At 62.0% G+C, this 24,479-nt stretch carries 15 protein-coding genes; 14 read left to right on the forward strand and 1 reads right to left on the reverse strand.

Annotation, left to right across the window (positions count from 1 at the left end; translation table 11 throughout):
- The 5 genes from G1C98_RS01120 to G1C98_RS01140 all read left to right on the forward strand — a co-directional run.
- A partial coding sequence (locus tag G1C98_RS01120; RefSeq protein ID WP_169078457.1) for a starch-binding protein occupies positions 1-1,203 on the forward strand: 1,203 nt, incomplete at its 5' end.
- A 91-nt stretch (positions 1,204-1,294) separates the two neighbouring features.
- Entirely contained in the window at positions 1,295-4,714 is a 3,420-nt protein-coding gene (locus G1C98_RS01125) for an Ig-like domain-containing protein (protein WP_169078459.1), read from the forward strand.
- Positions 4,715-4,941: 227 nt separating this feature from the next.
- Positions 4,942-5,373, forward strand: a complete 432-nt coding sequence (locus G1C98_RS01130) for a hypothetical protein (protein WP_169078461.1) — start codon at positions 4,942-4,944, stop codon at positions 5,371-5,373.
- A 146-nt stretch (positions 5,374-5,519) separates the two neighbouring features.
- A complete protein-coding gene (locus G1C98_RS01135) occupies positions 5,520-6,929 on the forward strand; it encodes a tyrosine-protein kinase domain-containing protein (RefSeq protein WP_335341273.1) in 1,410 nt (469 codons plus the stop codon).
- A 216-nt stretch (positions 6,930-7,145) separates the two neighbouring features.
- Positions 7,146-8,744, forward strand: coding sequence for a hypothetical protein (locus tag G1C98_RS01140; RefSeq protein ID WP_169078465.1), 1,599 nt, complete (start codon positions 7,146-7,148; stop codon positions 8,742-8,744).
- 135 nt (positions 8,745-8,879) lie between these two features.
- Here the strand turns inward: G1C98_RS01140 and G1C98_RS01145 are convergent, their stop codons facing one another.
- The gene (locus tag G1C98_RS01145; protein ID WP_169078698.1) at positions 8,880-10,703 is read right to left on the reverse strand and encodes an AMP-dependent synthetase/ligase; all 1,824 of its coding nucleotides are present in this window, start codon (positions 10,701-10,703) and stop codon (positions 8,880-8,882) included.
- Between the two features lie 293 nt (positions 10,704-10,996).
- Here G1C98_RS01145 and pdxS point away from each other — a divergent pair, with 293 nt between their 5' ends.
- From pdxS to G1C98_RS01190, 9 genes are all read left to right on the forward strand, one after another.
- On the forward strand, positions 10,997-11,872 hold the full coding sequence (pdxS, locus tag G1C98_RS01150; RefSeq protein WP_033508909.1) for a pyridoxal 5'-phosphate synthase lyase subunit PdxS: 876 nt from the start codon (positions 10,997-10,999) through the stop codon (positions 11,870-11,872).
- 84 nt (positions 11,873-11,956) lie between these two features.
- Complete coding sequence (gene pdxT, locus G1C98_RS01155) at positions 11,957-12,577, forward strand: pyridoxal 5'-phosphate synthase glutaminase subunit PdxT (RefSeq protein ID WP_169078467.1); 621 nt, start codon at positions 11,957-11,959, stop codon at positions 12,575-12,577.
- 135 nt (positions 12,578-12,712) lie between these two features.
- Positions 12,713-16,354: a thiol reductant ABC exporter subunit CydD/CydC gene (locus tag G1C98_RS01160; protein WP_169078469.1), complete on the forward strand. Its 3,642-nt coding sequence runs from the start codon at positions 12,713-12,715 to the stop codon at positions 16,352-16,354.
- Positions 16,355-16,556: 202 nt separating this feature from the next.
- On the forward strand, positions 16,557-18,671 hold the full coding sequence (locus tag G1C98_RS01165; protein ID WP_169078471.1) for a beta-galactosidase: 2,115 nt from the start codon (positions 16,557-16,559) through the stop codon (positions 18,669-18,671).
- Positions 18,672-18,737: 66 nt separating this feature from the next.
- A complete protein-coding gene (locus G1C98_RS01170) occupies positions 18,738-19,790 on the forward strand; it encodes a LacI family DNA-binding transcriptional regulator (RefSeq protein ID WP_169078473.1) in 1,053 nt (350 codons plus the stop codon).
- Between the two features lie 154 nt (positions 19,791-19,944).
- Positions 19,945-20,814 (forward strand): aldo/keto reductase, encoded by an 870-nt coding sequence (locus G1C98_RS01175; RefSeq protein WP_169078475.1) that lies wholly within the window; start codon positions 19,945-19,947, stop codon positions 20,812-20,814.
- Positions 20,815-20,911: 97 nt separating this feature from the next.
- On the forward strand, positions 20,912-21,652 hold the full coding sequence (locus G1C98_RS01180; protein WP_169078477.1) for an HNH endonuclease family protein: 741 nt from the start codon (positions 20,912-20,914) through the stop codon (positions 21,650-21,652).
- A 97-nt stretch (positions 21,653-21,749) separates the two neighbouring features.
- Positions 21,750-23,099 carry an Nramp family divalent metal transporter gene (locus tag G1C98_RS01185; RefSeq protein ID WP_240944872.1) on the forward strand — a complete coding sequence of 450 codons (1,350 nt, stop codon included), beginning with the start codon at positions 21,750-21,752 and terminating at the stop codon, positions 23,097-23,099.
- 143 nt (positions 23,100-23,242) lie between these two features.
- On the forward strand, positions 23,243-24,472 hold the full coding sequence (locus G1C98_RS01190) for a 3-deoxy-7-phosphoheptulonate synthase (RefSeq protein ID WP_169078479.1): 1,230 nt from the start codon (positions 23,243-23,245) through the stop codon (positions 24,470-24,472).
- Positions 24,473-24,479 lie beyond the last annotated feature (7 nt).

Raw genomic sequence — 24,479 nt, forward strand, 5'->3', positions numbered from 1 at the left:
AACACCATCTACGCCGCCAAGCCCTCCGGCTGGGGCGACCTGTACGCGTACGTGTACACGGGTGACGGCGCCACCGCGGTGAACAACGCGGCTTGGCCCGGCGTGAAGATGACCGCCACGACCGCCACGGATGGTTGCCATCAGTCCAACGCGTACAAGTACGTGGTACCGACCAACCTGGCCAAGGACGCGAAGGTGATCTTCAACGACGGCGGATCCCAGCAGCTGCCGGGGTCTCGCGAACCGGGCATCACCTACAACGGCGGCATCGTCAAGTGGGACGGCGCTACTGCCGCTCTGCCCGCACTTGACTGCCCGACTGATGTCCCGGTGACGTCGGTGTCGGTCTCCGGCTCCGGCGTGAGCGGCGGGAAGCTGAGCCTGAAGAAGGGCGCGTCCGCGCAGCTGTCGGCGACGGTGAGCCCGTCGAACGCGACGGACAGGACCGTGGCGTGGTCCAGCTCGAACGCGGCCGTGGCGAGCGTGGACAAGTCCGGCAAGGTCACCGGCGTGAAGGCCGGCACCGCGAAGGTCACCGCGAAGGCGGGCGGCAGGACCGCGGTCGTCGAGGTCACGGTCGAGGACGTGCCGTCCCCGGCCCGGCCGATGACGGTGTACTACAAGGCCCCGTCCTCGTGGAAGAGCGTGAAGGCGAACTACAGGGTGTTCTCGAGCCCGCAGCAGGCCGCGTCCGGCGCGAAGCTGGAGCAGTACTGCGACGGCTGGTGGAGGCTCACGATCGCCGACACGAAGGGCGCGAAGGTCAAGGTCGCGTTCACGGACGGCAGGTCGTGGGACGACAACTCCGGCAAGTACTACTACGCGTCCGGCTCCGTGATGGCGGTGTCCGGCGGCGAGGTGTCCTCGTCCGCCCCGTCCTGCCAGTCGTCGGAGAAGCAGCCGATGACGGTGTGGTACAAGGCCCCGTCCTCGTGGTCCACGGTGAAGGCGAACTGGCGCGTGTACTCCAGCCCGCAGCAGTCCGGCTCGAAGGCCCAGCTGACGCGGGCGTGCGACGGCTGGTGGAGGCTCACGATCGCCGACACGAAGGGCGCGAAGGTCAAGGTCGCGTTCACGGACGGCAGGTCGTGGGACGACAACGGCGGCAAGTACTACTACGCGACCGGGTCGAGCATGGCCGTGGCCGGCGGACAATTCATCGGCGGCATCATGCCGAACTGCGCGGTGACTTCCAAGAAGTAGATGCTACGCAGTCTGCAAGGGCCTGACTCCTCATGTGAAGAGTTGGGCCCTTGCCCATATCAACAACCAAACACTATAACCAAGGAAGAGAATGAAACAATCAGCGACGCTTGCTCATCTCAGCAAGAAGGCCGTAGCCTTTGCCGCAGCCGCGACGACGCTGCTCGCCGGGCTCACGCTGGGCACGGCGGTCACGCCGGAAGCCCAAGCCTCCACTGCGACACGAGACAGCTATTCCGATACCGTAGGCAATCCGACCTTCGAAGCCGCGCGTAAGAAGTACGGTCTGCCCAAGGACATGAAGGACGGCGCCACCCTGCATGCCTTCGAATGGTCGTTCAAGACCATCATGGAGAACATTCCGGATATCGCCAAGGCCGGCTACACCTCCATCCAGACCGAGCCGATCGTCAAGATCAAGGACAACCGCAAGCTCGGCACCGGTAACTGGTATCTCAACTGGTACTACGTGTACCAGCCCACCGACATGTCCATCGGCAACTATGTGGTCGGTTCGGAAGACGAGTTCAAGGAAATGTGCAAGATGGCCCACCAGTATGGTCTGCGCATCATCGTCGATTCCGTGTCCAACCACTTCACGTCCGATTTCGACGTGATCGCCAAGAAGTGGCAGAACAAGAGCTACTTCCATGAAGACAAGCAGATCTCCGATTACAACAACCGTGAGGATTGCACCCAGCACAAGCTTTCCGGCCTGTGGGATCTGAACACCCAGGACGACACCGTCACCCAGGGCATGGCCGACCTGCTCAAGCAGACCGTGGCCGATGGCGCCGATGGCTTCCGTTATGATGCGGCCAAGCACATCGAACTCTCCGATGAGGTGTTTGGCGGCAAGCAATCCCATTATTGGGACACCATTTTGAAGAACGGCGCCCAGTACCAGTACGGCGAAGTGCTTGAGGACGCCAACGTCCGCGAAGCCGACTATGCAAACCTGTTCAACAGCAGCTCTGTTGGCGGAGGCGGCATCACCGATTCCAGCTACGGCCATGAAGTGCGCAACGCCGTGCAGTTCAAGAACCTCGGCGCAAGTCACTTCACTTCCCATAGCAAGGTGACCGAAGATAAGTCCGTGAATTGGGTCGAATCGCACGATAACTTCGCCAATGGCGAAGCCAATATCCCACAGGAACTGTCTGATGAGTGGATCAAGTACGGCTGGGCCGGCGTGACCGCACAGAAGAACGGCATGAGCCTGTTCTTCGACCGTCCGTACAAGGACGGTGGCACCTACGGCACCGGCGGTAAGGGCACTTATGCCGACGGCAGCGGTCCGTTCACCGAGAATTCCAAGCTCGGCGACGCCGGCTCCGACCTGTGGAAGGATCCGGAGGTCGTTGCGGTGAATCACTTCCGCAACGCCATGGTGGGCGAAGCCTCCAACGTCTCCAACTGCGGTGACGACAACTGCCTGATGGTGGAACGCTATGCCGGTTCCTCCGCACAGGACGGTATGGTCGTGGCCAACGCGAACGGCGCGGAGAAGAACCTTGCCGGGCAGTCCACCAAGCTCGCCAACGGCACCTACACCGATGAGGTCACCGGCTCCACCATCACCGTGTCCGGCGGCAAAGTCGCTTCCGGCTCCGTGAAGGCGAAGTCCATCGCCGCATTCTCCAACAAGACCCGTTCCGGCAAGGTCTCCACCGCCGAGGCATACCCGAACAAGGGCACCATTCCTGGAGAATCCAAGCTGATTACGCTGCGTTCCTACCAAGCCTCCGACACCACCTACACCACGTCCGATGGGCAGTCCGGCTCCTACAAGGACGGCGACACCATCAAGATCGGTGCCAAGGCCAAGTCCGACGAAGTAGTGACGGTCACAGTGAAGGGCACCGGCGCTGACGGCGAAGCCATCAAGCACACGTATTCCTACACCAAGTACGGCGACCCGACCTATGATCCGAACGACGGCACCGAAAGCCCGTGTGACAAGGATTGCCAAGCATGGTTCAAGAAGAACAAACTGGATCCGGACTGCTACATCAACTCCAAGGAACCTTGCCATTGGAGGAATATCAATGTCACCGGAGTCAAGGTTTCCGGAGCGACATCCATGGATCTCTCCACCACACAGAGCGTCCAGCTGGCTGCCGATGTGACTACTGATCCAGCAGGCAAGCGCACCAACGTGACTTGGAGCTCTTCCGACACTTCTGTCGCCACAGTCGATTCCACTGGCAAGGTCACAGGTCTCAAGGCCGGAACCGTGAAGATCACCGCCAAGGCGGGCGATAAGAGCGATACCATCACGTTGACGCTGACTGGCGTCGCACCTGTGGCGAAGAACGTCATCTACGCTACGAAGCCCTCCGGCTGGAGCAAGATGTACGCGTACGTCTACACCGGCGACGGTGCAAGCGCGAAGAACAACGCGGCTTGGCCCGGCGTGGCCATGACGGCTATCTCTGGCACCGATACCTGTGGTCAGAGCGGCTACAAGTATGAGATCCCCGAAGGTTTTACCTCGAACGCGAAGGTGATCTTCACCGATGGCGGATCCAACCAGTATCCGGGAGCGCAGCAGGCTGGCATCACCTACAACGGCGGCACGGTGCGCTGGGACGGCAGTTCGTCCTCTTTGGCATCGGTTACCTGTGAATCGGCCAACATTCCGGTGACGTCGGTGTCGGTCTCCGGCTCCGGCGTGAGCGGCGGGAAGCTGAGCCTGAAGAAGGGCGCGTCCGCGCAGCTGTCGGCGACGGTGAGCCCGAGCAACGCGACGGACAGGACCGTGGCGTGGTCCAGCTCGAACGCGGCCGTGGCGAGCGTGGACAAGTCCGGCAAGGTCACCGGCGTGAAGGCCGGCACCGCGAAGGTCACCGCGAAGGCGGGCGGCAGGACCGCGGTCGTCGAGGTCACGGTCGAGGACGTGCCGTCCCCGGCCCGGCCGATGACGGTGTACTACAAGGCCCCGTCCTCGTGGAAGAGCGTGAAGGCGAACTACAGGGTGTTCTCGAGCCCGCAGCAGGCCGCGTCCGGCGCGAAGCTGGAGCAGTACTGCGACGGCTGGTGGAGGCTCACGATCGCCGACACGAAGGGCGCGAAGGTCAAGGTCGCGTTCACGGACGGCAGGTCGTGGGACGACAACTCCGGCAAGTACTACTACGCGTCCGGCTCCGTGATGGCGGTGTCCGGCGGCGAGGTGTCCTCGTCCGCCCCGTCCTGCCAGTCGTCGGAGAAGCAGCCGATGACGGTGTGGTACAAGGCCCCGTCCTCGTGGTCCACGGTGAAGGCGAACTGGCGCGTGTACTCCAGCCCGCAGCAGTCCGGCTCGAAGGCCCAGCTGACGCGGGCGTGCGACGGCTGGTGGAGGCTCACGATCGCCGACACGAAGGGCGCGAAGGTCAAGGTCGCGTTCACGGACGGCAGGTCGTGGGACGACAACGGCGGCAAGTACTACTACGCGACCGGGTCGAGCATGGCCGTGGCCGGCGGACAATTCATCGGCGACGTGATTCCCAACTGCGCTGTCGAAAATTAATGAATCAATGAATTGCGGGCGAGACTTCAGCGTGTAAAGGCTGGAATCTCGCCCGTTTTTTTAATTACCCATTATGCGCTATGAGCTATTTGCCATAACATAATTTGTCTTATTGGTAGAAAATGGTGTTAAATAAACATGAAAAAAGTTTTTTACATATTGTAATGAGAATTGTTTGTTGAACGCCTTTGGCTGAAAAACGCAATTTTCAAAAGAAAAGGAAAGCTATGGCACTGCTTCAAGGATTTGAAGAGATCAATATGTCCGTTCCGACCGGGAAAGCGGTAATGACGGTCACCGATTCCGTTGTCCGGTTCAACAAGGCGACGGCCGCAGATCTGGGTTACCCCGCTTACGTCAAGATTCTCATCAACGACAAGACCCGTCAGATCGCGTTGCAGGCGTGCAATGCGAAAAGCTCCAATGCGGTGAAGTTCAGCAAGCCGGAAGGCAAGCAGTCCACTTCCGTGAACATCAAAGAAGCCGCAGTGCTTGAGGCTCTGCACAAGTATTTCGAACTTCCGCAGGCTCCGGAAGGTGAAGTCGCCTACAAGTCCGTCTCCGGCACAGTTCACGCCGAAGAAAAGGTCATTGTTTTCAACATCGACGCTGCGATCTCCGGCACCATGAAGAAGCGCGGCCGTAAGAAGAACGCCTGATTGTTCCGACAGCAATGCCCTCAAGCCCTATTGGTTTGAGGGCATTGTTACACTTTGAGCGAGGAAGACAGGGAAGGAACGCTGTGGCTGAAGAGAACGAAAAACAGGAAACCGAACAGAACGATTCGGTCGGCAGGTCTTCAGGCATTACATTTGCGGATCTGTTCGCAATCATTCGCAAGCATATCGTCACGGCTGTGATCTGCTTTGTGGCTGTGGTCGCTGTTGCCGGAGGCTATGCTTTTCTTGCCTCTCCCCAGTACTCTGCTACAGCTCAGATAATCGCCACATATAATTCCTCGCAGGACAGCGGGAATGCCGGCGATATCAACCAGCAGAATACTGGCGGTACCTATGTATCAAATCAGATCAAGTCCTACCCGACCCTGGCTACTACGGAAACGGTGTTGAAGCCGGTCATTGCGAAGCTGAATCTCGATATGTCCGTAAAAGAATTGGGAAGTCGACTATCTGTAACGAATCCCTCGAATACGGCATTTGTGAATATTACAGCGACTGCCGGTGCCGCGGATCAGTCAGCAACTATAGCCAATGCGGTGGCGGATTCGTTGAGTGACATCGTTGAGCATGATCTGTATGCCAAAGGCGTCGCCTCCCCCATTACATTGACGGTGGTGCAGCGGGCCGTCGTGCCGCAGGAGCCCAGCGCTCCCAATAAAAAGCTGTGCATTGCGGCAGGCTTGGTTCTCGGTTTGATTATCGGTATCTTTGCCGCCTTGGTGAAGGATCTCTTGAGCACCAAGGTCGAGGAGACCTCCGATGTGCGAAGCATTGTCCATGCTTCGGCGCTGGGATCCATTCCTAAGAATGATGTTTTGGAGGGTACGCGCCCAATCATCATCGCTGAGCCCAATGGCCCTATAACCGAGGAATACCGTCGCATTCGGTCGAATATCAAATTCCTGCAGGTCAACCAGGAGGAGGGAAGGGGCCAGCTGCTGGTCATCTCCTCCACTTCCGCCAGCGAAGGCAAGACCACTACAGCCGTCAATACCGCGGCGGTCCTGGCGGAGAATGGTGCGAGGGTGCTGCTTATCGATGCCGATTTGCGTCATCCCTCCGTGGCTCACCACTTGGGCATTGAAGGCAATGTCGGCCTGGCGCACGTGCTGTCCGGACAGATGACCCCGGTGGATGTGGTGCAGAACTATTGGAAACCCAACCTGCACATCCTCCCGGCGGGCAAGCGCCCGGCCAACGCCAGCCTGCTGCTGAATTCCGACATGATGAAGATGCTGGTCGATCAGGCGCTGCTGCAATACGACTATGTGATTATCGACACCGCGCCGCTCACCGTTTCCAACGATGCCGTCGTGTTCGGCAGCTGGACCAACGGCGTGATTCTCGTCACCGCACGTGGCATCTGCAGGAAGAAGAGCCTAGACGAGATCGCCGAATCGCTGCGTACGGCCAAGGTGCCGGTGCTGGGCTTTGTATTCAACTTCGCCAATCCGAAGAAGGAACATAAGGGCGCGTACTACTACTATTACGACGACAGTCCTCGCCGCAGCTCCAGACGCGGCAGGAAGCACTGAACCTGATATCGCAGGCAAATGTAGCGGGGTGGCATCCATCGCAAGGTGGGTGCCACTTTGTTATATGCGAACGGCGGTGATGTTCTCATGCCGACAACAAATATTGCGGTATGTGAACAGAAACGATATGGGTTGGGTATGCTTCCTCGTATTCGACTAAAGTAACTTGTAAAGCGTGCCTGGTGGCAAAATGAGAAAAGAGCGTAAGGCGAGTACATGGACGAGCAGAAATTCACGGGAGAGCCCCTGAATCTCAGTTTTCCGGCGGTACAGAAGCAGCAGAAGACGAACGGACAGGATAAGCATGTTGCATCGCCTGCCGTATCGGGCGATATAGTCGATACTTCCTGGGATTTCCAGCCACTCACATTCCCGAGTTTCGCCGATGAGATCGATCAGAAGGGGCCGCGTCACGCGGCACCGAAGCGCGGTGTGCGGGGATCGAAGAGCAGCAATGAAGAACCTGCCGACGAATCATCCTCAACACAGGACGACGCAACCGGCAGCGTGCCGGGGCAGGCGGTGCCCAATGCGGTGTTCCTGCCGTCCGTGCCATCTGAAACAGTGCAGCATGATGAACGTAATGGACGCAATGGTCAGGTGTCCGGCAACGACGCACAGCAGACCGCTGTATTGACTTCCCGTCAGTCCCTTGTCGGCGCGGATGCTGGTCAGACGGCGAAGAAAACCTCTGCTGCAGCGGCCGGTACAGATTCGGACGAGAAAACTTCGCGCCGTTCCCGTCAATCCTCCAAGTCTTCCAAGTCAGGCAATTCCCATGGCAGCAAGGGCAAGGGCCGTACGGTCGCCGTCGTGCTGATTGCCATCGTGGTGGTGATCGCGATAGTGGCAGGTGCTGTCGTATTGTGGCGTGCCGGCCAGTCCTCGCGTCACGAAGCGGCGGTGAGCGATTGTGTCAAGGCCGCCGAGCAGTACAACAGTGCGAAGAAAGACCTGGACAAAGCCCTGGCCAGTGCCAAGAACCTGCAGTCCGTCAGCGAATCGCAGGTCGGCGACAGCAAGACAATCAAACAGCTGAAGCAGCAGCTGGATCTTGCCAAGCAGTTCTCCTCGGCACCGAGTTGTGCCGCGAAACAGTCCACGTCGGTGTTGCAGACCAATGCGAAGGCGATGAACGAACAGATCGGCGACATGACCGACAGCACCAAGTCGCTGCGCAAAGCCGTGAACGCGGTATCGTCCAGCAAGGCGGTCAAGGATCTGCAGACGCTGAAGGATACGGTCGCCGCCGCCCAGAAGCTGATGGATAGCAGCCAGGGCATGGTGAGCGACGAATCCACCCGTACCGCGTTGCAAAAGGCGATCGACGCCGCGAACGCATTGATCTCGAAAAACAGCTCCGATGATGCCGCCATCACCGACGCCATCTCCGCGCTGAACTCCGCAAGCGACGAGGTGAATGATTCCATGAGCTCCGCGACATCGCAAAGCCAGAGCAATAACGGTTACGATACGGATTCCTCGACGTCCGGCACCTACGGCTACAACACCTACGGGTATGGCTACGGGAACGGCACGTACGACAATAGCCAGTACCAGTACTACAACGACAATACCGGCGGCCAGCAATCCGGAACGCAGTCGGGCCAGCAAGGCGCCGGAACCACCGGAGGCGATACTTCCGGTTCCGATACCAAGACTGACGGCGGCAAGGGGACTGGCAGCTCCCAGGGCGGCAGCCAGAATGACAATGGTAACGGCAACGGAAACAGCTCTGGCAGCAGCACTGGAACAAACTCAAGCAACACCGGAACTGGTACCACCGGCGGCCAGAGCAGTGGCAAGAACCAGTAAACGCGGCTGAACTCGCCAGTAGCGCGAAGCACAAAACAACAAACGTGTGCCCTGCGGCATCGGATATCACCGATGCCGCAGGGCACACGCAATATAGAGGAGAGATAGGGGATTAGGGCCAAGCAGCCGGCAGGCTCAGCGCTTACCGCCATAGAGATCGCGGTCGATCACCTCGGCGAACACGCGGTTCACCGCCGGGCGCACGATCTTCAGACTCGGCGTCAGGCACTTGTTCTCCTGCGTGAACTGCGTATCGAGCACCACGAACTTACGCACCGATTCGGCGCGGGACACCGTGGCGTTCGCCGTATCCACATACTTCTGGATCTCGTCATGCACCGCGGCGTTCAGCGCCACACGATCCAACGGCGTATCGGCGGACAGATTATGCTTCGGCAGCCACTGCGCCAGCGCATCCGGATCAAGCGTGATCAACGCGCCGATGAACGGCCTCTGATCGCCTACCACCACGGCATGCTCCACGATCGGGCACTTGCTGATCTCCTCCTCCAGCGGGATGGGGGAGACGTTCTTGCCGCCCGCGGTAATGATGATGTCCTTCTTGCGCCCCGTGATGGCGATACGGCCGGCATCGTCGATGCTTGCCAGGTCGCCGGTGCGCAGCCAGCCGTCCTCGGTGAACACCTCGGCCGTCTTCTCCGGCAGATTATGGTAGCCACGGAACACGTTCGGGCCCTTGACCTGCAATTCGCCGTCTTCGCTGATACGCACGGAGGAACCGGGGGCGGGCTGACCGACCGTACCGATCACATTGTCGTCGACACGGGTGGCGGCGAACGGTGCCGCGGTTTCGGTCATGCCATAGCCCTGGATCATCGGCAGACCGATGCCGTTGTAGAAATGCGCCAGATCAAGGGAGAGCGGAGCGCCGCCGCACGCCACATAGCGAATATTCGGGCCAAGGGCGCTACGCACGGTGTGATACACCAGCGCCTCGTACTTGGCATGTTCCGCGATCTCGCCGAGGGTATGCGATTCGCCGGCCTGCTCCTTGCGGCTCCACACGCGTGCGGCCTCGGCCGCCTTGAGGAACAGCCGGCCCTTGAAACCCATGCCCGCCTTGTGCGAGGCAGCGTTGTATACCTTCTCGAACACGCGCGGCACGCCCAGCAGATAGGTCGGGCCGAAGCTACGCAGATCCGGCAGCAGCGACTTCGTATCCGGCAGATAGCCGACCACGCCGTCATCGGAAGCGATCGAAGCGTACTGGATGAAGCGGGCGAAGCAGTGCGCCAATGGCAGGAACAGCAGCAGGCGCGGGTGGTCATCGAGAATCATCTCATGCAGGGCCTGGCTGGCGGCGAGGGTGATGCTTACGAAATTGCGGTGCGTGAGCTCGACACCCTTCGGCAAGCCGGTGGAACCGGATGTGTACACGATGGTCGCCAAATCATCGATATGCACCGAAGCGGCCCGTTCGGCAAGCTCCTCGTCGGAGACCGCCACGCCAAGACCCTCCAACGCACCCAAGGCGTTGCCGTCGATCATGAGGATCTGCTTCAACGCCGGGCAGTTGTCCTTGACGGAATCGAGGCGGTCGTAGCGCTCGCGGTTGTCGGCGATGGCGAGCTTGACCGCGGAATCGTTCATGATGCGCTGGGCCTGGGATGCGGAGTCGGTGTCGTAGATCGGCACGCTTACCGCGCCCACGGCGGCCAGGGCGAAGTCGAGGATGCCCCATTCGAGACGGGTCGCGGAGAAGATCGTCACCGCGTCGCCCTTGGCGATGCCGAGCGCGATCAGGCCCTTCGCCGCGGAGATGACGGATGCATGGAATTCGCCGGTGGTGATGTTCTGCCAGCGGCCGGGACCGAGCTTCTTTGCCGCGATCACCGTGTCTTCGCCGGTACGTTCGATGCGCTGTGTGAGCAGCGAGTAGATGGTCTGGTTGTCGTCCAGTTCGATTGATGCGCCGGGCGTGGTGTATTCGGAGAGCATAGCTGTCTGCACTTTCTTTGTGTCCGTGGCGGTTGTGCCGCACTTCCTTCCAAGGTTACGCTTGCGTAGGTTGCCGTGCATTGTGGGGCGCTCCAAAAACCTGGCGGGTGTTTTGTGCGGTACGGAATGGACGGGTGCGCAACCGATGGATGGTGCTGCTTGGTCTGATTGGTGGGAGCGCGTAACACAACGGTGCCTTTGCACATTACAATGTGGTCGTAATGCGTGCTGGGAGGCTTGTTTCCCCTAGCATGAGGAAGGACAGCCATTTCAGGAAATCGAAGGGAACGATTGTGGCCGAGAACCGTAACGAACTGAACAAGAACCTTGCCCAGATGCTCAAGGGTGGCGTGATCATGGATGTCACGACCCCGGAGCAGGCACATATCGCCGAAGATGCCGGTGCCTGCGCGGTCATGGCGCTGGAGCGCATCCCCGCCGACATCCGTGCCGCCGGCGGCGTGAGCCGTATGAGCGACCCGGCGATGATCCGCGGCATCCAGGAAGCCGTGTCCATCCCGGTGATGGCCAAGGTCCGCATCGGCCATATCGCCGAAGCCCGCATCCTGCAGGCCATTGACATCGATTACATCGACGAGTCCGAGGTGCTGAGCCCGGCCGACGACGTGTACCACATCGACAAGAACCAGTTCGACGTGCCGTTCGTGTGCGGTGCCAAGAACCTGGGCGAGGCCTTGCGTCGTATCGCCGAAGGCGCCGCGATGATCCGTACCAAGGGCGAGCCGGGCACCGGTGATGTGATCCAGGCCGTGCGTCACATGCGTACCATGAACAAGCAGATCCACGAGCTCGTCTCCCTGCGCGACGACGAGGTGTACGAGGCCGCCAAGCAGCTGGCCGTTCCGTACGATCTGGCCAAGTACGTGCACGACAATGGCCGTCTGCCCGTCGTGAACTTCGCCGCCGGTGGCGTGGCCACCCCGGCCGATGCCGCCCTGATGATGGAACTCGGCGCCGAAGGCGTGTTCGTCGGCTCCGGCATCTTCAAGTCCGGCGATCCGGCTAAGCGCGCAGCCGCCATCGTCAAGGCGACCGCCAACTGGCAGGACGCCGATCTGCTGGCCGAGCTCTCCGCCAACCTGGGCGAGGCCATGGTCGGCATCAACGAGGACGAAATCGAAACCATCATGGCCGCTCGCGGCGAATGATCCATCGTCCATAGTCATTCTTGCGAGGACGGGCAGCGGAGACGCTGCCCGCTCGCGTACGCAAGCGATATTAGGGAAACGCATATGGTCGTAGCTGTTGAATATATCTCCAAAGAAGAATCCGAAGACGTGGAATCCGTCAAGCATGGCGTGACCGGCATTCTGGCGGTGCAAGGCGCATTCGCCGAGCACGCCGCCATGCTCGACAAGCTCGGTGCGCCGTGGAAGCTGCTGCGTGCGGCAGAAGACTTCGACGAGTCCATCGATCGCGTGATTCTGCCCGGCGGCGAAAGCACCACGCAGGGCAAGCTGCTGCACTCCGCCGGCCTGTTCGAACCGATCGCCAGGCACATCGCCGCGGGCAAGCCGACGTTCGGCACCTGCGCGGGCATGATTCTGCTGGCGAAGAAGCTCGACAACGACAGCAATGTCTACTTCGGTGCGCTCGACGCCGTGGTGCGTCGCAACGCGTACGGCCGTCAGCTGGGTTCCTTCGCGGCCACCGCTGACTTCGGCGACATCAAGGACTTCCCGCTGGTGTTCATCCGTGGGCCGTTCGTGGTGTCCGTCGGCGATAAGGCGACCGTCGAGACCGAGGTCGACGGCAATGTGGTCGGTCTGCGTCAGGGCAAGATCCTCGCCACCGCGTTCCATCCGGAACTCACCGATGACACCCGCATCCACGAGCTGTTCCTGAGCTTGTAAGATGCTTGTGAATCCGACAGCGGATTGTTGCTCGTGACGCCCGTCTTCATTACAGTGAAGACGGGCGTTAGCATTTCCATGCCGAAACGGCCGCGGCTGCCGCTATGGCCGTCGATATGACAGAAATGGGTAGATATGTTCGATAAGCGGTTGTTCCGACTGGTCCCGGGGGTCACCAGGCTCATCGTCGGCAAGGTCATCTGCCAGTGGCTTGGCCTGTTGGCCGACATTGTATTCATGGTCACGGCCGTGGCGTTGTTCGGCGATGTACTTGCACCGTGGTTGCAGGGCACCGACAATCCGCCGTTCGCATGGATCCTGACTTCCTGCGTCGTCGTGCGCTATCTTGCCACGGTCACTGCGGCGCATCTGGGCACCGAGGCGGCGGAACGCGTCAAACTCGCCCTGCGAAGCAAGTTGTACCGGAAGATGCTTGCGCTCGGTCCCTCGTATTCCACGCGCGTGAACACGTCGGACATCGTGCAGTCCGCCGGCGAGGGAGTGGAACAAATACAGAGCTTTTTCGAATTGTTCGTGCCACAGGTGTTCTATGCGGTGCTGGCGCCGATCACGCTGTTCACGGTGGTCGCGCCGCTGAACATGCCCACTGCGTTGACGCTGCTGGTGTGTGCGCCGCTGATCGTGCTGATCGTAGGCCTGGTGGCGATGAGCGCATCCCGTGCGTTCAAACAGTATTGGGGCCGGTACACCGATATGGGCGCGGCGTTCCTTGACGATCTTCAGGGCCTTGAGACGTTGAAGGCCTTCGATGCCGATGGCCGTGCGGCCCGCGATTTGGACGAGAAGGCCGAGCGGTTCCGCGTGATGACCATGAAGGTGCTGCAGATCCAGCTGCGGTCGCTCTCCGCCATGGATCTGGTGGCGTACGGCGGTACCGCCGCGGGCATCGGCGTGGCGCTTTGGCAGTTCGCCACGACCAAGACGCTGAGCGTGGCCTCGGTGGTGCTCATCGTGCTGCTGTCCGCCGACTTCTTCATCCCGCTGCGGCAGCTGGGATCGTACTTCCATGTGGCCATGAACGGCATGACGTCGAGCAAGCGCATCTTCGTATTGCTCGATGCCCCGGAGTCCAAGCGCGGCGAGGGCACGTTGGCCGGTGTAGGCAAGTCCATCGTCGCCATCGCCTTCGATTCCGTAAGCTACGCCTATGAGTCCGGCAAGCGTCACAAGCCCGCACTCGACGACGCGTCCTTCTATGCGGCCCCGGGCCAGCTCACCGCCATCGTCGGCGTATCGGGCTCCGGCAAGTCCACTGCCGCGGCATTGCTGGCCGGCATGCGTTCCGGGTATGCCGGGTCGATTATCGTCAACGGCACCGAACTTTCCGGCCTTTCGCCGGAAACATTGTCGCGAACGGTCACGTTGGTGGGCGCCCACAGCCACCTGTTCGCGGGCACCCTGCGCGAGAACATGCTGCTGGCCAATCCGAAGGCCAGCGAGAAGGCGATGTGGAACGCGCTGATCGAGGCGCGCGTCGCCGGGTTCGTCCACAGCCAGCCGGGTGAGCTCGACATGGTGATCGAACCGGATGCGGCGAATCTTTCGGGCGGCCAGCGCCAGCGCATCGCCATCGCACGCGCATTGCTGCACGACAGCCCGGTATACGTGTTTGATGAGGCGACCAGCAGCGTGGATGTGGAAAGCGAGAACCTGATTCTGCAGACCATCCATGATCTGGCCCATCGCAAGCATCGTACGGTGATCATGATCACGCATCGCATGGCGAACGCGGAACGTGCCGACCATGTGGTGGTGCTCGATCATGGTCATGTGGTGGAAACCGGCTCGCATGTCGGACTGATGGCTACCGGTGGCGCCTATGCGAAGCTGTATGACGCGCAGCGCGAGGTGGAGCGGTTCGCGGATGTGAGTTCGGGGACGGACGATTCCGCCTTCGCGTTCTCCGATTTCACCGATGCCGGTTCTGGAGCGCGCTCTTCGAACGGTTCGCAGACGAAGGGGAAGAACGGCGATTCGCCGCATTACTCCACCTTCCAGGTCGTGTCCCGTCTACTGGGCGAGGCGAAGCCTCTTGCCGGGCTGATGACGGCCGCATCCGTGGCCGGAACGGTCGGGCATCTTGCGGCGATGTTCCTACCGGTGTTCGGTGTGGCCGCATTGTTCGCTCTGGCCGGCAAACCGGTGTGGGGCATGCCGGTGGCGTTGGCGGTGACGCTGATGGCGGTATGCGCGGTGACACGCGGCGTGCTCAGGTATGTCGAACAGTACCTCAATCACAACGTCGCCTTCCGACTGCTGGCGCTGTTCCGTTCCAAGGCGTTCGCCGCCCTGCGCCGCTTGGCTCCGGCGAAGCTCGCCGGGCATGGCAAGGGCGACCTCATCGCCATGCTCACCACGGATGTGGAACTGCTGGAGATCTTCTTTGCGCACACCATCTCGCCGGTGGTGATCGCGGTGGTCACCACGGTGGTCGCGGTGGTGGTCGCCCTGACGCTGAGCCCCTGGATGGCATTGCTGCTGTTTGCGGCGCATCTGGTCATCGGCGTCATCGTACCGAAGGTCTTCTCCGTGAGCGTGCGTGGGCTTGGTCCGGGCATCCGCGGGCAGGCGAGCGAGCTTGACAACGTGATGATGGACGATATGCGCGGTCTCGGCGAGATCATCCGCTTCGGCCGTGGCGAAGACCGCGCCGAACGCATCGAGAAGCGCACCAGGAGCCTATGGCGCGAACATGCGAAGCTCAGCAGGCGCAATGCGTTGTTCTCCGGCATCGGCGGCATGCTGGTCATGCTGTTCACCCTGGGCGGGGCAGGTGTGGCCTTGGCCATGATCGCCCAAGGTGGTTCCATCGGTTCGTTGATGACAGCATTCGTGCTTATTGCCAGCTCTTTCGGCCCCACGCTGGCACTCGCCGCATTGCCGGCGAACCTCAGTCAGACCTTCGCCTCCGCACGCCGCCTGTTCTCGTTGATGGACGAGACGCCGGCCGTGAAGGAGGAAGGCCATGCCAGGCCGCGGTACAAGGGCATGGCGATGGATCACGTCACGTTCTCGTACTCGCCCGACGCCGCGCCGGTGCTCAACGACTTCTCGCTTACCGTGCCCAAGCATGGCATTCTCGGTGTGCAGGGGCCATCCGGCAGGGGCAAGTCGACGACGATCAAGCTGCTCATGCGCTATTGGGACCCGCAGTCCGGCGAGGTGCGTCTGTCCAATCAGCCGCTGCCGAAGATCGACGCACATCATCGCCGCCGGGTGCAGACGTTGATGGGGCAGGAGACACATCTGTTCGACGGCACGATTCGGGACAACCTGATGCTGGCTATTGCCGATGCCGGAACGTTGACCGATGCGGCCAACGGTGCGGAGGAACGGGCGAAGCGGTCGAAGCAAGACGGTGCTCTTGAGGAACGCTTGCGTGAGGCGTGCCGCAAGGCCTCCGCGCTTGAGCTCATCGAATCGCTGCCCGAAGGCTTCGATACGCCGGTGGGGGAGTTGGGCGACAGGCTTTCCGAAGGCGAACGCCAGCGTATCGGCCTGGCGCGGGTGTTCCTGCGCGACGCTGATCTGGTGCTGTTCGACGAGCCCACCAGCCGGCTCGATGCCTTGAATGAGGCGATCATCCTCTGCTCCATCGACGCGCTGGTGCATGGGGATGAGCATGATCGCAAGCATTCCGGTCACGGCTCCGGGCGTGGTTCCGGGCATAATTCCGGCCATGGCGGCAGGGCCGTGGTGCTGGTGTCCCATCGCGCCTCCGCCATGCGGATCGCCGATCAGGTGATCAGTCTGTAGCCGAATGGACTGTACGGGCGATGCATTGTGTGTCGCCCGTAACCACTATGAACGCCGACCCGATTGGTACGGGTCGGCGCTTTTGCGTTAAGAGGTGTGTGCGGTCATCATCGTTTGACAGCAGGTGGTACAACCGTGTACCATAGCACTTGATACACAGTTGTACCACTTGGACGCAATGAGATTGCAAAGGAACGGACTCATGGCACATCGCAGAACATTCCGCTGGCCGTCGCTGCTGACCGAATCAGGTCGTGGCATTGCATTCGGCGGTGACTACAACCCCGACCAGTGGTCGGAAGACGTGTGGGACGACGACATCCGGCTGATGAAACAGGCCGGCGTCAACACCGTCGCCCTCGCCATCTTCAGCTGGGACCGCATCCAGCCGGAAGAACACCGCTGGGAATTCGGCTGGCTCGACCGCATCATCGACAAGCTCGGCAAGGCCGGCATCGCCGTCGATCTGGCCTCCGCCACCGCCACCGCGCCGCTGTGGCTGTACGAGCAGCACCCCGAGGTCCTGCCGCACGACAAATTCGGTCACCCCGTCAACGCCGGCTCACGCCAGTCGTGGAGCCCCACCAGCCCGGTATTCAAGGAATATGCGCTCACGCTGTGCCGCAAACTGGCCGAACGCTACGGCGAGAACCCCTACGTCACCGCATGGCATATGGGCAACGAATACGGTTGGAACAACCGCTACGACTACTGCGACAACGCGCTGCACGCCTTCCGCGCATGGTGCGAGCGCAAGTACGGCACCATCGACGCCCTCAACGCCGCCTGGGGCACCACGTTCTGGGGGCAGGAGATGAACGGCTTCGACGAAGTGCTCATCCCGCGCTTCATGGGTGCCGACTCCATGGTGAACCCCGGTCAGAAGCTCGACTTCGAACGGTTCGGCAACGATATGCTGCTCGACTTCTACAAGGCCGAACGCGACGCCATCGCCGAGATTTGCCCCAGCAAGCCGTTCACCACGAACTTCATGGTCTCCACCGACCAGTGCTGCATGGATTACGCCGACTGGGCCGGTGAGGTCGATTTCGTGTCCAACGATCACTATTTCCACGAGGGCGAATCGCATATCGACGAGCTGTTCTGCTCCGATGCGCTGATGGACTCCCTGGCATTGGGCAAGCCGTGGTATGTGATGGAGCATTCCACGTCGGCCGTGCAGTGGAAGGACCTCAATGTGCGCAAGCGCAAGGGCGAGACCGTGCGCGATTCCGTGGCGCATGTGGCCATGGGCGCGGACGCCATCAACTTCTTCCAGTGGCGCGCCTCCGCATTCGGCGCCGAGTCCTTCCATTCCGCGATGGTGCCCCATGCCGGCGAGAACACGAAGCTGTACCGCAACGTGTGCGAGCTGGGTGCCGCGCTCAGGACGCTTGGCGATGCCGGTGTGCAGGGCACCGAGCTGGTGGCCGCCGATACGGCGATCCTGTTCAGCGCCGAATCCGAGTGGGCCACACGCAGCGAGACGCTGCCGAGCAAGAAGCTCAACCATTGGCACGACGTGCGCGACTGGTACCGTGCGTTCCTCGACGCCGGAACACGTGCCGACATCGTGCCGCTGAAATACGACTGGAGCGGCTACACGACGGTGGTGTTGCCCACCGTGCTCATGCTGAGCGCCGACGACACCGCGCGTCTGGAACGTTTCGTGCGCGACGGCGGCACCGTGGTGGTCGGCTATGCGACCGGTCTGATCGATGAGAACTTCCACACCTGGCTGGGCGGCTACCCGGGTGCCGGTGACGGCGTGCTGCGCGGCATGCTGGGCATTCGCGGCGAGGAATTCAACATTCTCGGTGCCGAGGCTGCGGGCGAGCCCAGTGAGATCCGCCTGTCCAACGGCATGGTCACGCGCCTGTGGCAGAACGACATCGACGTGGACGGCACCGACGTGGAGGTGCTGGCCACCTACGCCGGCGAACAGGCCGACGAATGGGAGCTGGACGGCACCGCCGCGATCACGCGCAACCCGTACGGCAAGGGCACGGCCTATTTCGTCGGCTGCGATCTGAACGTCGCCGATATCGCCGCGTTCATCGGTAGCCAGCTGATTGACGGTTCTGCGGCAACTGGTGACGGCCCCAGCTACGATCCGGTCACGACACTGCACACCGAGCGCGCCAATGCCGAAGCGGTCTTCGATTTCTATCTGCCGCGCGGCAAGCACGAGACCACCGTGACCGGCGTCGACGGCGAGGTCGTATACCGTTTCCAGTGCGACGAGGGCGCGGAGCCGGAAAGCTACGTCATCCACCGCAACGGCGTGCTCGTGGTGAAACGATACAATCGGCAGTAGCGAGCCGGGCGGCACAGGCCCGGCGCACCCGGTGGCCCGAACGAGGCCAATGACATGGAGGCGGTATTGAGCGAGATGGAATCCGGCAGAAAGCGCGTCACGTTGCGTGATGTGGCGCAGGAGGCCGGCGTCTCGCTCAAAACCGCCTCCAACGTCATCAACGACGCCGGGCGCATGTCCAACGAAACCAGGGCGCGCGTGCAGGAGGTCATCCGCCGGCTCGGGTACCGCGTCAACGTGTCGGCGCGAAACCTGAACCGCAACAGCACCGGTGTCATCACACTCGCGGTGCCGATGCTCACGCCGCCGTATCTCGCGGAACTCGCCAACCGGGTCATCGAACAGGCCAGAACGGACGGCTATCTGGTGTACGTCGTCACCTACGGAGGGGAGAACGCCCGGGGCGCGCGCGAGCTGCTGCGTGATTTCAACACCACGGTGTCCGACGGGTTGATTCTGTCGATGTCGGAGGACGAGGACCTGACGGCTCGTGATCTGAGCGTGGACTACCCGCTGGTCACGGTCGGTGCACGTGACGTGCGGGGCGTATGCGACCACGTGGCCTGCGACGATGTGCAAGCCTCGCGTACGGCCGCCTCCTACCTCTTCGAACGCGGCGCACGGCGACTGGCCGTGGTTGGCAGCCGTGGAACATACGACGAACAGGCCGCGCTCACCGCCACCGACGGCAATGCCGGTCTGCGACTGCGCGGCGTGATCGAAGCCTGCCATGAGCATGGCGCGCAACTTGACCCGGAACTGGTGGTCGACGGCGGCGATTGGGCCATCGGCTGCGGATACAAGGCCGTGCAGCAGCTGCTTGATGCGGGCAGGGAATTCGACGGCGTGGTGGCGTTCAACGATCAGCTGGCCATCGGCGTGCTGTCGGCATTGGCCGCGAACGGCATCAGCGTGCCCGGCCAGGTGCAGGTAATCGGATTCGACAACATCGAGGAGGCGGCGTATCTGCAACCGCCGCTGACCACCATGGACCCCCGATTCGACGTGATCGTGCCGAAGGTCGGCGAGCGCATGCTGATGCGCATCGCCGGACGTGAGGTCGCCCCGGAACATATCAGCATCCCCTCGCGCGTGATCGCCCGCGCCACCACGCGTTGAACGCGGTTCGGTCTGCGCATCCTCCCGGCTGTGGCATAGACTGCACTGCAGAGCCGCATATCAGGAAAGCCGGCGGAACGAGACGGTCGCGTATGAGCGGAAGCGCGGGCCCGGTGCCAGCCGGGCCGTTCCATACCGAAATGAAGGAGCAACGATGACGAACCAGCATCCCAATCCCAACGAAGTCCCCGACATCACGTTGAGCGACGGCAACGCCATCCCGCAGATCGGCCTTGGCGTACTGCGCATCGACGATGACGGCGTGACCCCGGTGGTTGAAAGCGCGTTGGAGGCGGGCTACCGTCATATCGACGGTGCCGCTGGCTACAACAACGAGGGCGGTGTGGGCCGTGCGCTCGCCGCCGCAGGATACACCACCGGCGAGAAGCGCCGGAGCCTGTGGGTCACCACCAAGCTGCGTGATTCCGAACAGGGGTATGATTCCGCGCGCAAGGCGTTCGACCGTCAGCTTGGCCTGCTGCAGCTGGATTATGTGGACATGTACATGCTGCATTGGCCGACCCCGTTCGACTGGCGCAGCGGCGAGACATGGAAGGCGTTCGACGAATTCCGTGCCGAAGGCCGTGTGAAGACGCTCGGCGTGTGCAACTTCCTGCCGGAACATCTGGAGCGTCTGCACAAGGAGACCGGCGAATACCCGGCCGTGAACCAGATCGAGCTGCACCCCACGTGGCAGCAGCGCGAGGTGGTCGCCTACTGCAAGGAGCATGGCATCGCCGTCGAGGCGTATTCGCCCATGGCCCGTGGCGCCGATCTCAACGCCGGCAACGGCACCATCGAACGCATCGCCGCCGCGCACGGCGTCTCTCCGGCACAGGTGATCCTGCGCTGGCATATCGAGAACGGCACGATCATCATCCCCAAGTCCGTGCACGTTGAACGTCAGAAGGAGAACCTCGATCTGTTCGGCTTCGCCCTCACCGCCGACGAGCATGCCGCGATCGACGCCCTGGATGGCCCGACCCGTGCCGGCCACGATCCGATGACCTTCACCTACGCCTGATCGCCCGATACTTCCGCACGCCCGATGCGCCTGATGCGCGTGATATGCCCGATATGCCGGACATATCGGGCGCACAACCGGATTTGCAAAGGATGCCATGAGCCGACGTTCGCGTTTTCCACGCCGCCTGATCGACACCTCCGCCAGCTGGTTCCGTACGCTGGTGATGCTTCTTGCCGCCATCATCATCGGCAGCTGCGCCGCGATCCTGCTGACCAAGCTCAGCCCGCAGGTGGCCGAGATCACCGGCGAGCATACGGCCAGCGGTCCGGCGGCGGATGCGCTGGATGCGCTGAAGGTCGATGATGGCGCGAAACCTGCTGGCTACGACCGCGACCTGTTCGGCTTCCGCAAAACCGACGCGAACAACGACGGCTGCGATGTGCGCGAGGACATCCTCGCCCGCGACCTGACGGACGTGACGTACAAATACCGCGGGTCGTGCATCGTGGCTGGCGGCGTGCTGCACGACCCCTACACCGGCAAGACCATCCGATTCACCCGTGGCGTGAGGACCAGCTCGGCCGTGCAGATCGACCATGTGGTGGCATTGGAGAACGCATGGCGTTCCGGTGCCTTTGCATGGGATGCCAGCAAACGGTACGCGTTCGCGAACGACCCCTACAATCTGCTCGCCGTGGACGGTCCCGCCAACCAGGCGAAAGGCTCCGCCTCGGCCGCCTACTGGCTGCCTACCAACAGCGCCTACCGCTGCGAGTACGTGGCGCGGCAGATCGGTGTGAAGGCGAAATACTCGCTCAGTGTCACCTCCAACGAGAAAACCGCCATGCAGGCCGTACTGCACACCTGCCCGGCGCAGGAGATCCCGCAGTCCTGAAATAGCCGGGCGAACGTTCGAATCCGCTTTCCGCACAGGTAACATGACCGCTAACATGGCCGCGCTATACCGTAACCGGTTATGAAGAGAGGGCGGTATGGAACGAGAGAGCGAATATCCGCAAGACAATGCCATAACGGGTGATGGCACAGCGGACGGTATAACGAAAACAGTGGAAACGCAGACGGATCGCACGGGCGACGCATCCGAAGGAACGCAGGGCGGCGGAAAGCACCATGGGCATGCGCTCGCCGGCATTCTCGGCCCGGCGTTCGTGGCTGCGGTGGCCTACGTCGACCCAGGCAATGTGGCGGCGAACATCACCTCCGGCGCACGCTACGGCTACCTGCTGGTGTGGGTGCTGGTGGTGGCCAATGTCATGAGCGTGTTCATCCAATACCAGTCGGCCAAACTTGGCGTGGTCACCGGCAAATCCCTGCCCGAGCTGCTGGGCGAGCGCATGAGCGACGCCGGGCGTTTCATGTTCTTCATGCAGGCCGAGGTGATCGCCATCGCCACCGATCTGGCCGAGCTCATCGGCGGTGCTATCGCGCTGAACCTGCTGTTCGGCCTGCCGCTGTTCGTCGGCGGCCTGATCATCGGCGCGGTCTCGACGGTGCTGCTGATGTTCGAAGGCGGCAGCACGCAGCGCCTGTTCGAGAAGATCGTGATCGCGCTGCTGCTGGTGATCACGTTCGGATTCATTGCCGGCCTGTTCATCGATCCTCCGAATCCGGTCGATGTCGCGAAAGGACTGGTGCCGCGGTTCACCAACCGTGATTCGGTGATGATGGCCACCTCCATGCTGGGCGCGACGGTCATGCCGCACGCGATCTACCTGCACTCCACGCTGGTGAACGACCATTATGCGGGCGGTCAGAAGAAGCCGTCCGTCCCGCGCCTGCTGCACGGCGCGAAAATCGATGTGGCGTGGGCGCTGCTGCTGGCAGGCACGGTGAACTTGTGCCTGCTGATCCTTGCGGCGAACTCCCTGTACGGCATGAAGGGCACCGATTCGATCGACGGCGCGCAGCACGCCATCGTCAGCGTGCTCGGGCCGGGCATCGGCACCATCTTCTCCATTGGTCTGCTGGCCTCCTCGCTCAGCTCCACATCCGTGGGCACCTATGCCGGTTCCGAGATCATGCACGGCCTGCTGCGCATCAAGGCGCCGATGTGGGCGTGCCGCGTGGTCACGCTGGTGCCCGGACTGGTGGTGCTGTGGTTCGCGCCGAATCCCACCGAGGCGCTGGTGATCGGGCAGGTGATCCTGTCCATCGGCATTCCGTTCGCCATCATTCCGCTGATGCGCTACACGCATAGTTCCTCGCTGATGGGGCGGTGGGTCGACGGGCCGGTCTGCCACGCGTTCTTCCTGCTGATCGTCGTGCTGGTCATCGCATTGAACGCCTTGCTGGTCGTGCTGGAGCTGTGCGGCCAGGTGTGACGCCGGTCGGAAGTTGGCTGGCATTCGGATGACGGACGGGTACCGTGGCAGGTTGCGCCGGGGAGCATTCGCCATCGGCGGATGACCGTCAGCTCGGGGTTCGGCTATTCTTTGTGTGAGCGAAGATTTCGAGGAGGCATGTGATGCAGCAGCAGGATGGGACGTCGTTGGCGTTGAGCGCCGGCGGCGTGGCCAAGCCATTGAATCGGCCGGAGGAGATGCGTGCGATCCGGCAGGCCATGGACGAGGGCAAGAACCCGTTGACGGCCACCGACGTGCCGCGCTGGGAGGATCAGGTCGGTGTCAGCAGGATCGTGAACCGCCGTGTGCTGGAATTCGAGGTGCTGCCCACGCCGGCCCAAGTGCTGTCCGACCAGCCGCTAAGCGAGCAGGCGCAGGAGCTCGTCGCCCGTTCACGCGACGAGATCAGGGCATGCCTGTACGGCCAGGACGACCGCCTACTGGTCATCGTCGGCCCGTGTTCGGTGCACGACCCGAAGGCCGCACTGGATTACGCCCGTCGTCTTGCCGCACTGAAGAACGAACTGGACGATCATCTGCTGATCGTCATGCGCGTGTACTTCGAGAAGCCGCGCACCACCGTCGGTTGGAAGGGCCTGATCAACGACCCGGACATCGACGGCAGCTGCAACATTCGCAAGGGGCTGCTGCTTGCACGCCGCACGTTGCTGGACGTGCTGGGCGAGGGTCTCGCCTGTGCCACCGAGTTCCTGGAGCCGACCAGCCCGCAGTACATCTCCGACGCGGTCAGCTGGGGTGCCATCGGCGCACGCAACACCGAAAGCCAGGTGCACAGGCAGCTCGCATCCGGCCTGTCCATGCCGATCGGCTTCAAGAACGCCACCGACGGTTCCGTCAAGGCCCCGACCGACTCCTGCTTCGCCTCCGCCCAACAGCACACGTTCTTCGGCATCGACCATCTTGGCCGCGCGGCCGTGGTCAAGACGCTCGGCAACCCCGACTGCCATGTGGTGCTGCGCGGGTCGAGCAGCGGGCCGAACTACGATGCGGCGTCGATCGCGCAGACCATGAGCACCATCCGCGCCGAAATGCCCGCCGATTCCGCAGCGGCGCACGGTGTGATCGTGGACTGCTCGCACGGCAACTCCGGCAAGGACGAGCACAGGCAGGCCGAGGTCGTGCGCAACATCGCCTCGCGCATCGCTGCGGGGGAACAGGGCATCACCGGCATCATGATGGAAAGCTTCATCGAAGGCGGCAACCAGCCGGCCGCCCCGCTCGACCAGTTGGTGTATGGCAAGTCGATCACCGACCGTTGCCTGAGCTGGAAAGACACCGAACAGCTGCTGCGCGAACTCGCACAGGCAGTAGCCACACGCCGTTGGAACTGACGGCGGC

It is taken from the genome of Bifidobacterium erythrocebi (assembly GCF_012932675.1).
GTDB lineage: Bacteria > Actinomycetota > Actinomycetes > Actinomycetales > Bifidobacteriaceae > Bifidobacterium > Bifidobacterium erythrocebi.

What these genes read in the sequence shown, in the direction of transcription:
- G1C98_RS01190 (WP_169078479.1), top strand. Translation starts at nt 23,243, where the DNA reads ATGCAGCAGCAGGATGGGACGTCGTTGGCGTTGAGCGCCGGCGGCGTG.
- G1C98_RS01175 (WP_169078475.1), top strand. Translation starts at nt 19,945, where the DNA reads ATGACGAACCAGCATCCCAATCCCAACGAAGTCCCCGACATCACGTTG.
- G1C98_RS01160 (WP_169078469.1), top strand. Translation starts at nt 12,713, where the DNA reads ATGTTCGATAAGCGGTTGTTCCGACTGGTCCCGGGGGTCACCAGGCTC.
- G1C98_RS01145 (WP_169078698.1), bottom strand. Translation starts at nt 10,703, where the DNA reads ATGCTCTCCGAATACACCACGCCCGGCGCATCAATCGAACTGGACGAC.
- pdxT (WP_169078467.1), top strand. Translation starts at nt 11,957, where the DNA reads ATGGTCGTAGCTGTTGAATATATCTCCAAAGAAGAATCCGAAGACGTG.
- G1C98_RS01140 (WP_169078465.1), top strand. Translation starts at nt 7,146, where the DNA reads ATGGACGAGCAGAAATTCACGGGAGAGCCCCTGAATCTCAGTTTTCCG.
- G1C98_RS01125 (WP_169078459.1), top strand. Translation starts at nt 1,295, where the DNA reads ATGAAACAATCAGCGACGCTTGCTCATCTCAGCAAGAAGGCCGTAGCC.
- G1C98_RS01130 (WP_169078461.1), top strand. Translation starts at nt 4,942, where the DNA reads ATGGCACTGCTTCAAGGATTTGAAGAGATCAATATGTCCGTTCCGACC.
- G1C98_RS01180 (WP_169078477.1), top strand. Translation starts at nt 20,912, where the DNA reads ATGAGCCGACGTTCGCGTTTTCCACGCCGCCTGATCGACACCTCCGCC.
- G1C98_RS01165 (WP_169078471.1), top strand. Translation starts at nt 16,557, where the DNA reads ATGGCACATCGCAGAACATTCCGCTGGCCGTCGCTGCTGACCGAATCA.
- G1C98_RS01185 (WP_240944872.1), top strand. Translation starts at nt 21,750, where the DNA reads ATGGAACGAGAGAGCGAATATCCGCAAGACAATGCCATAACGGGTGAT.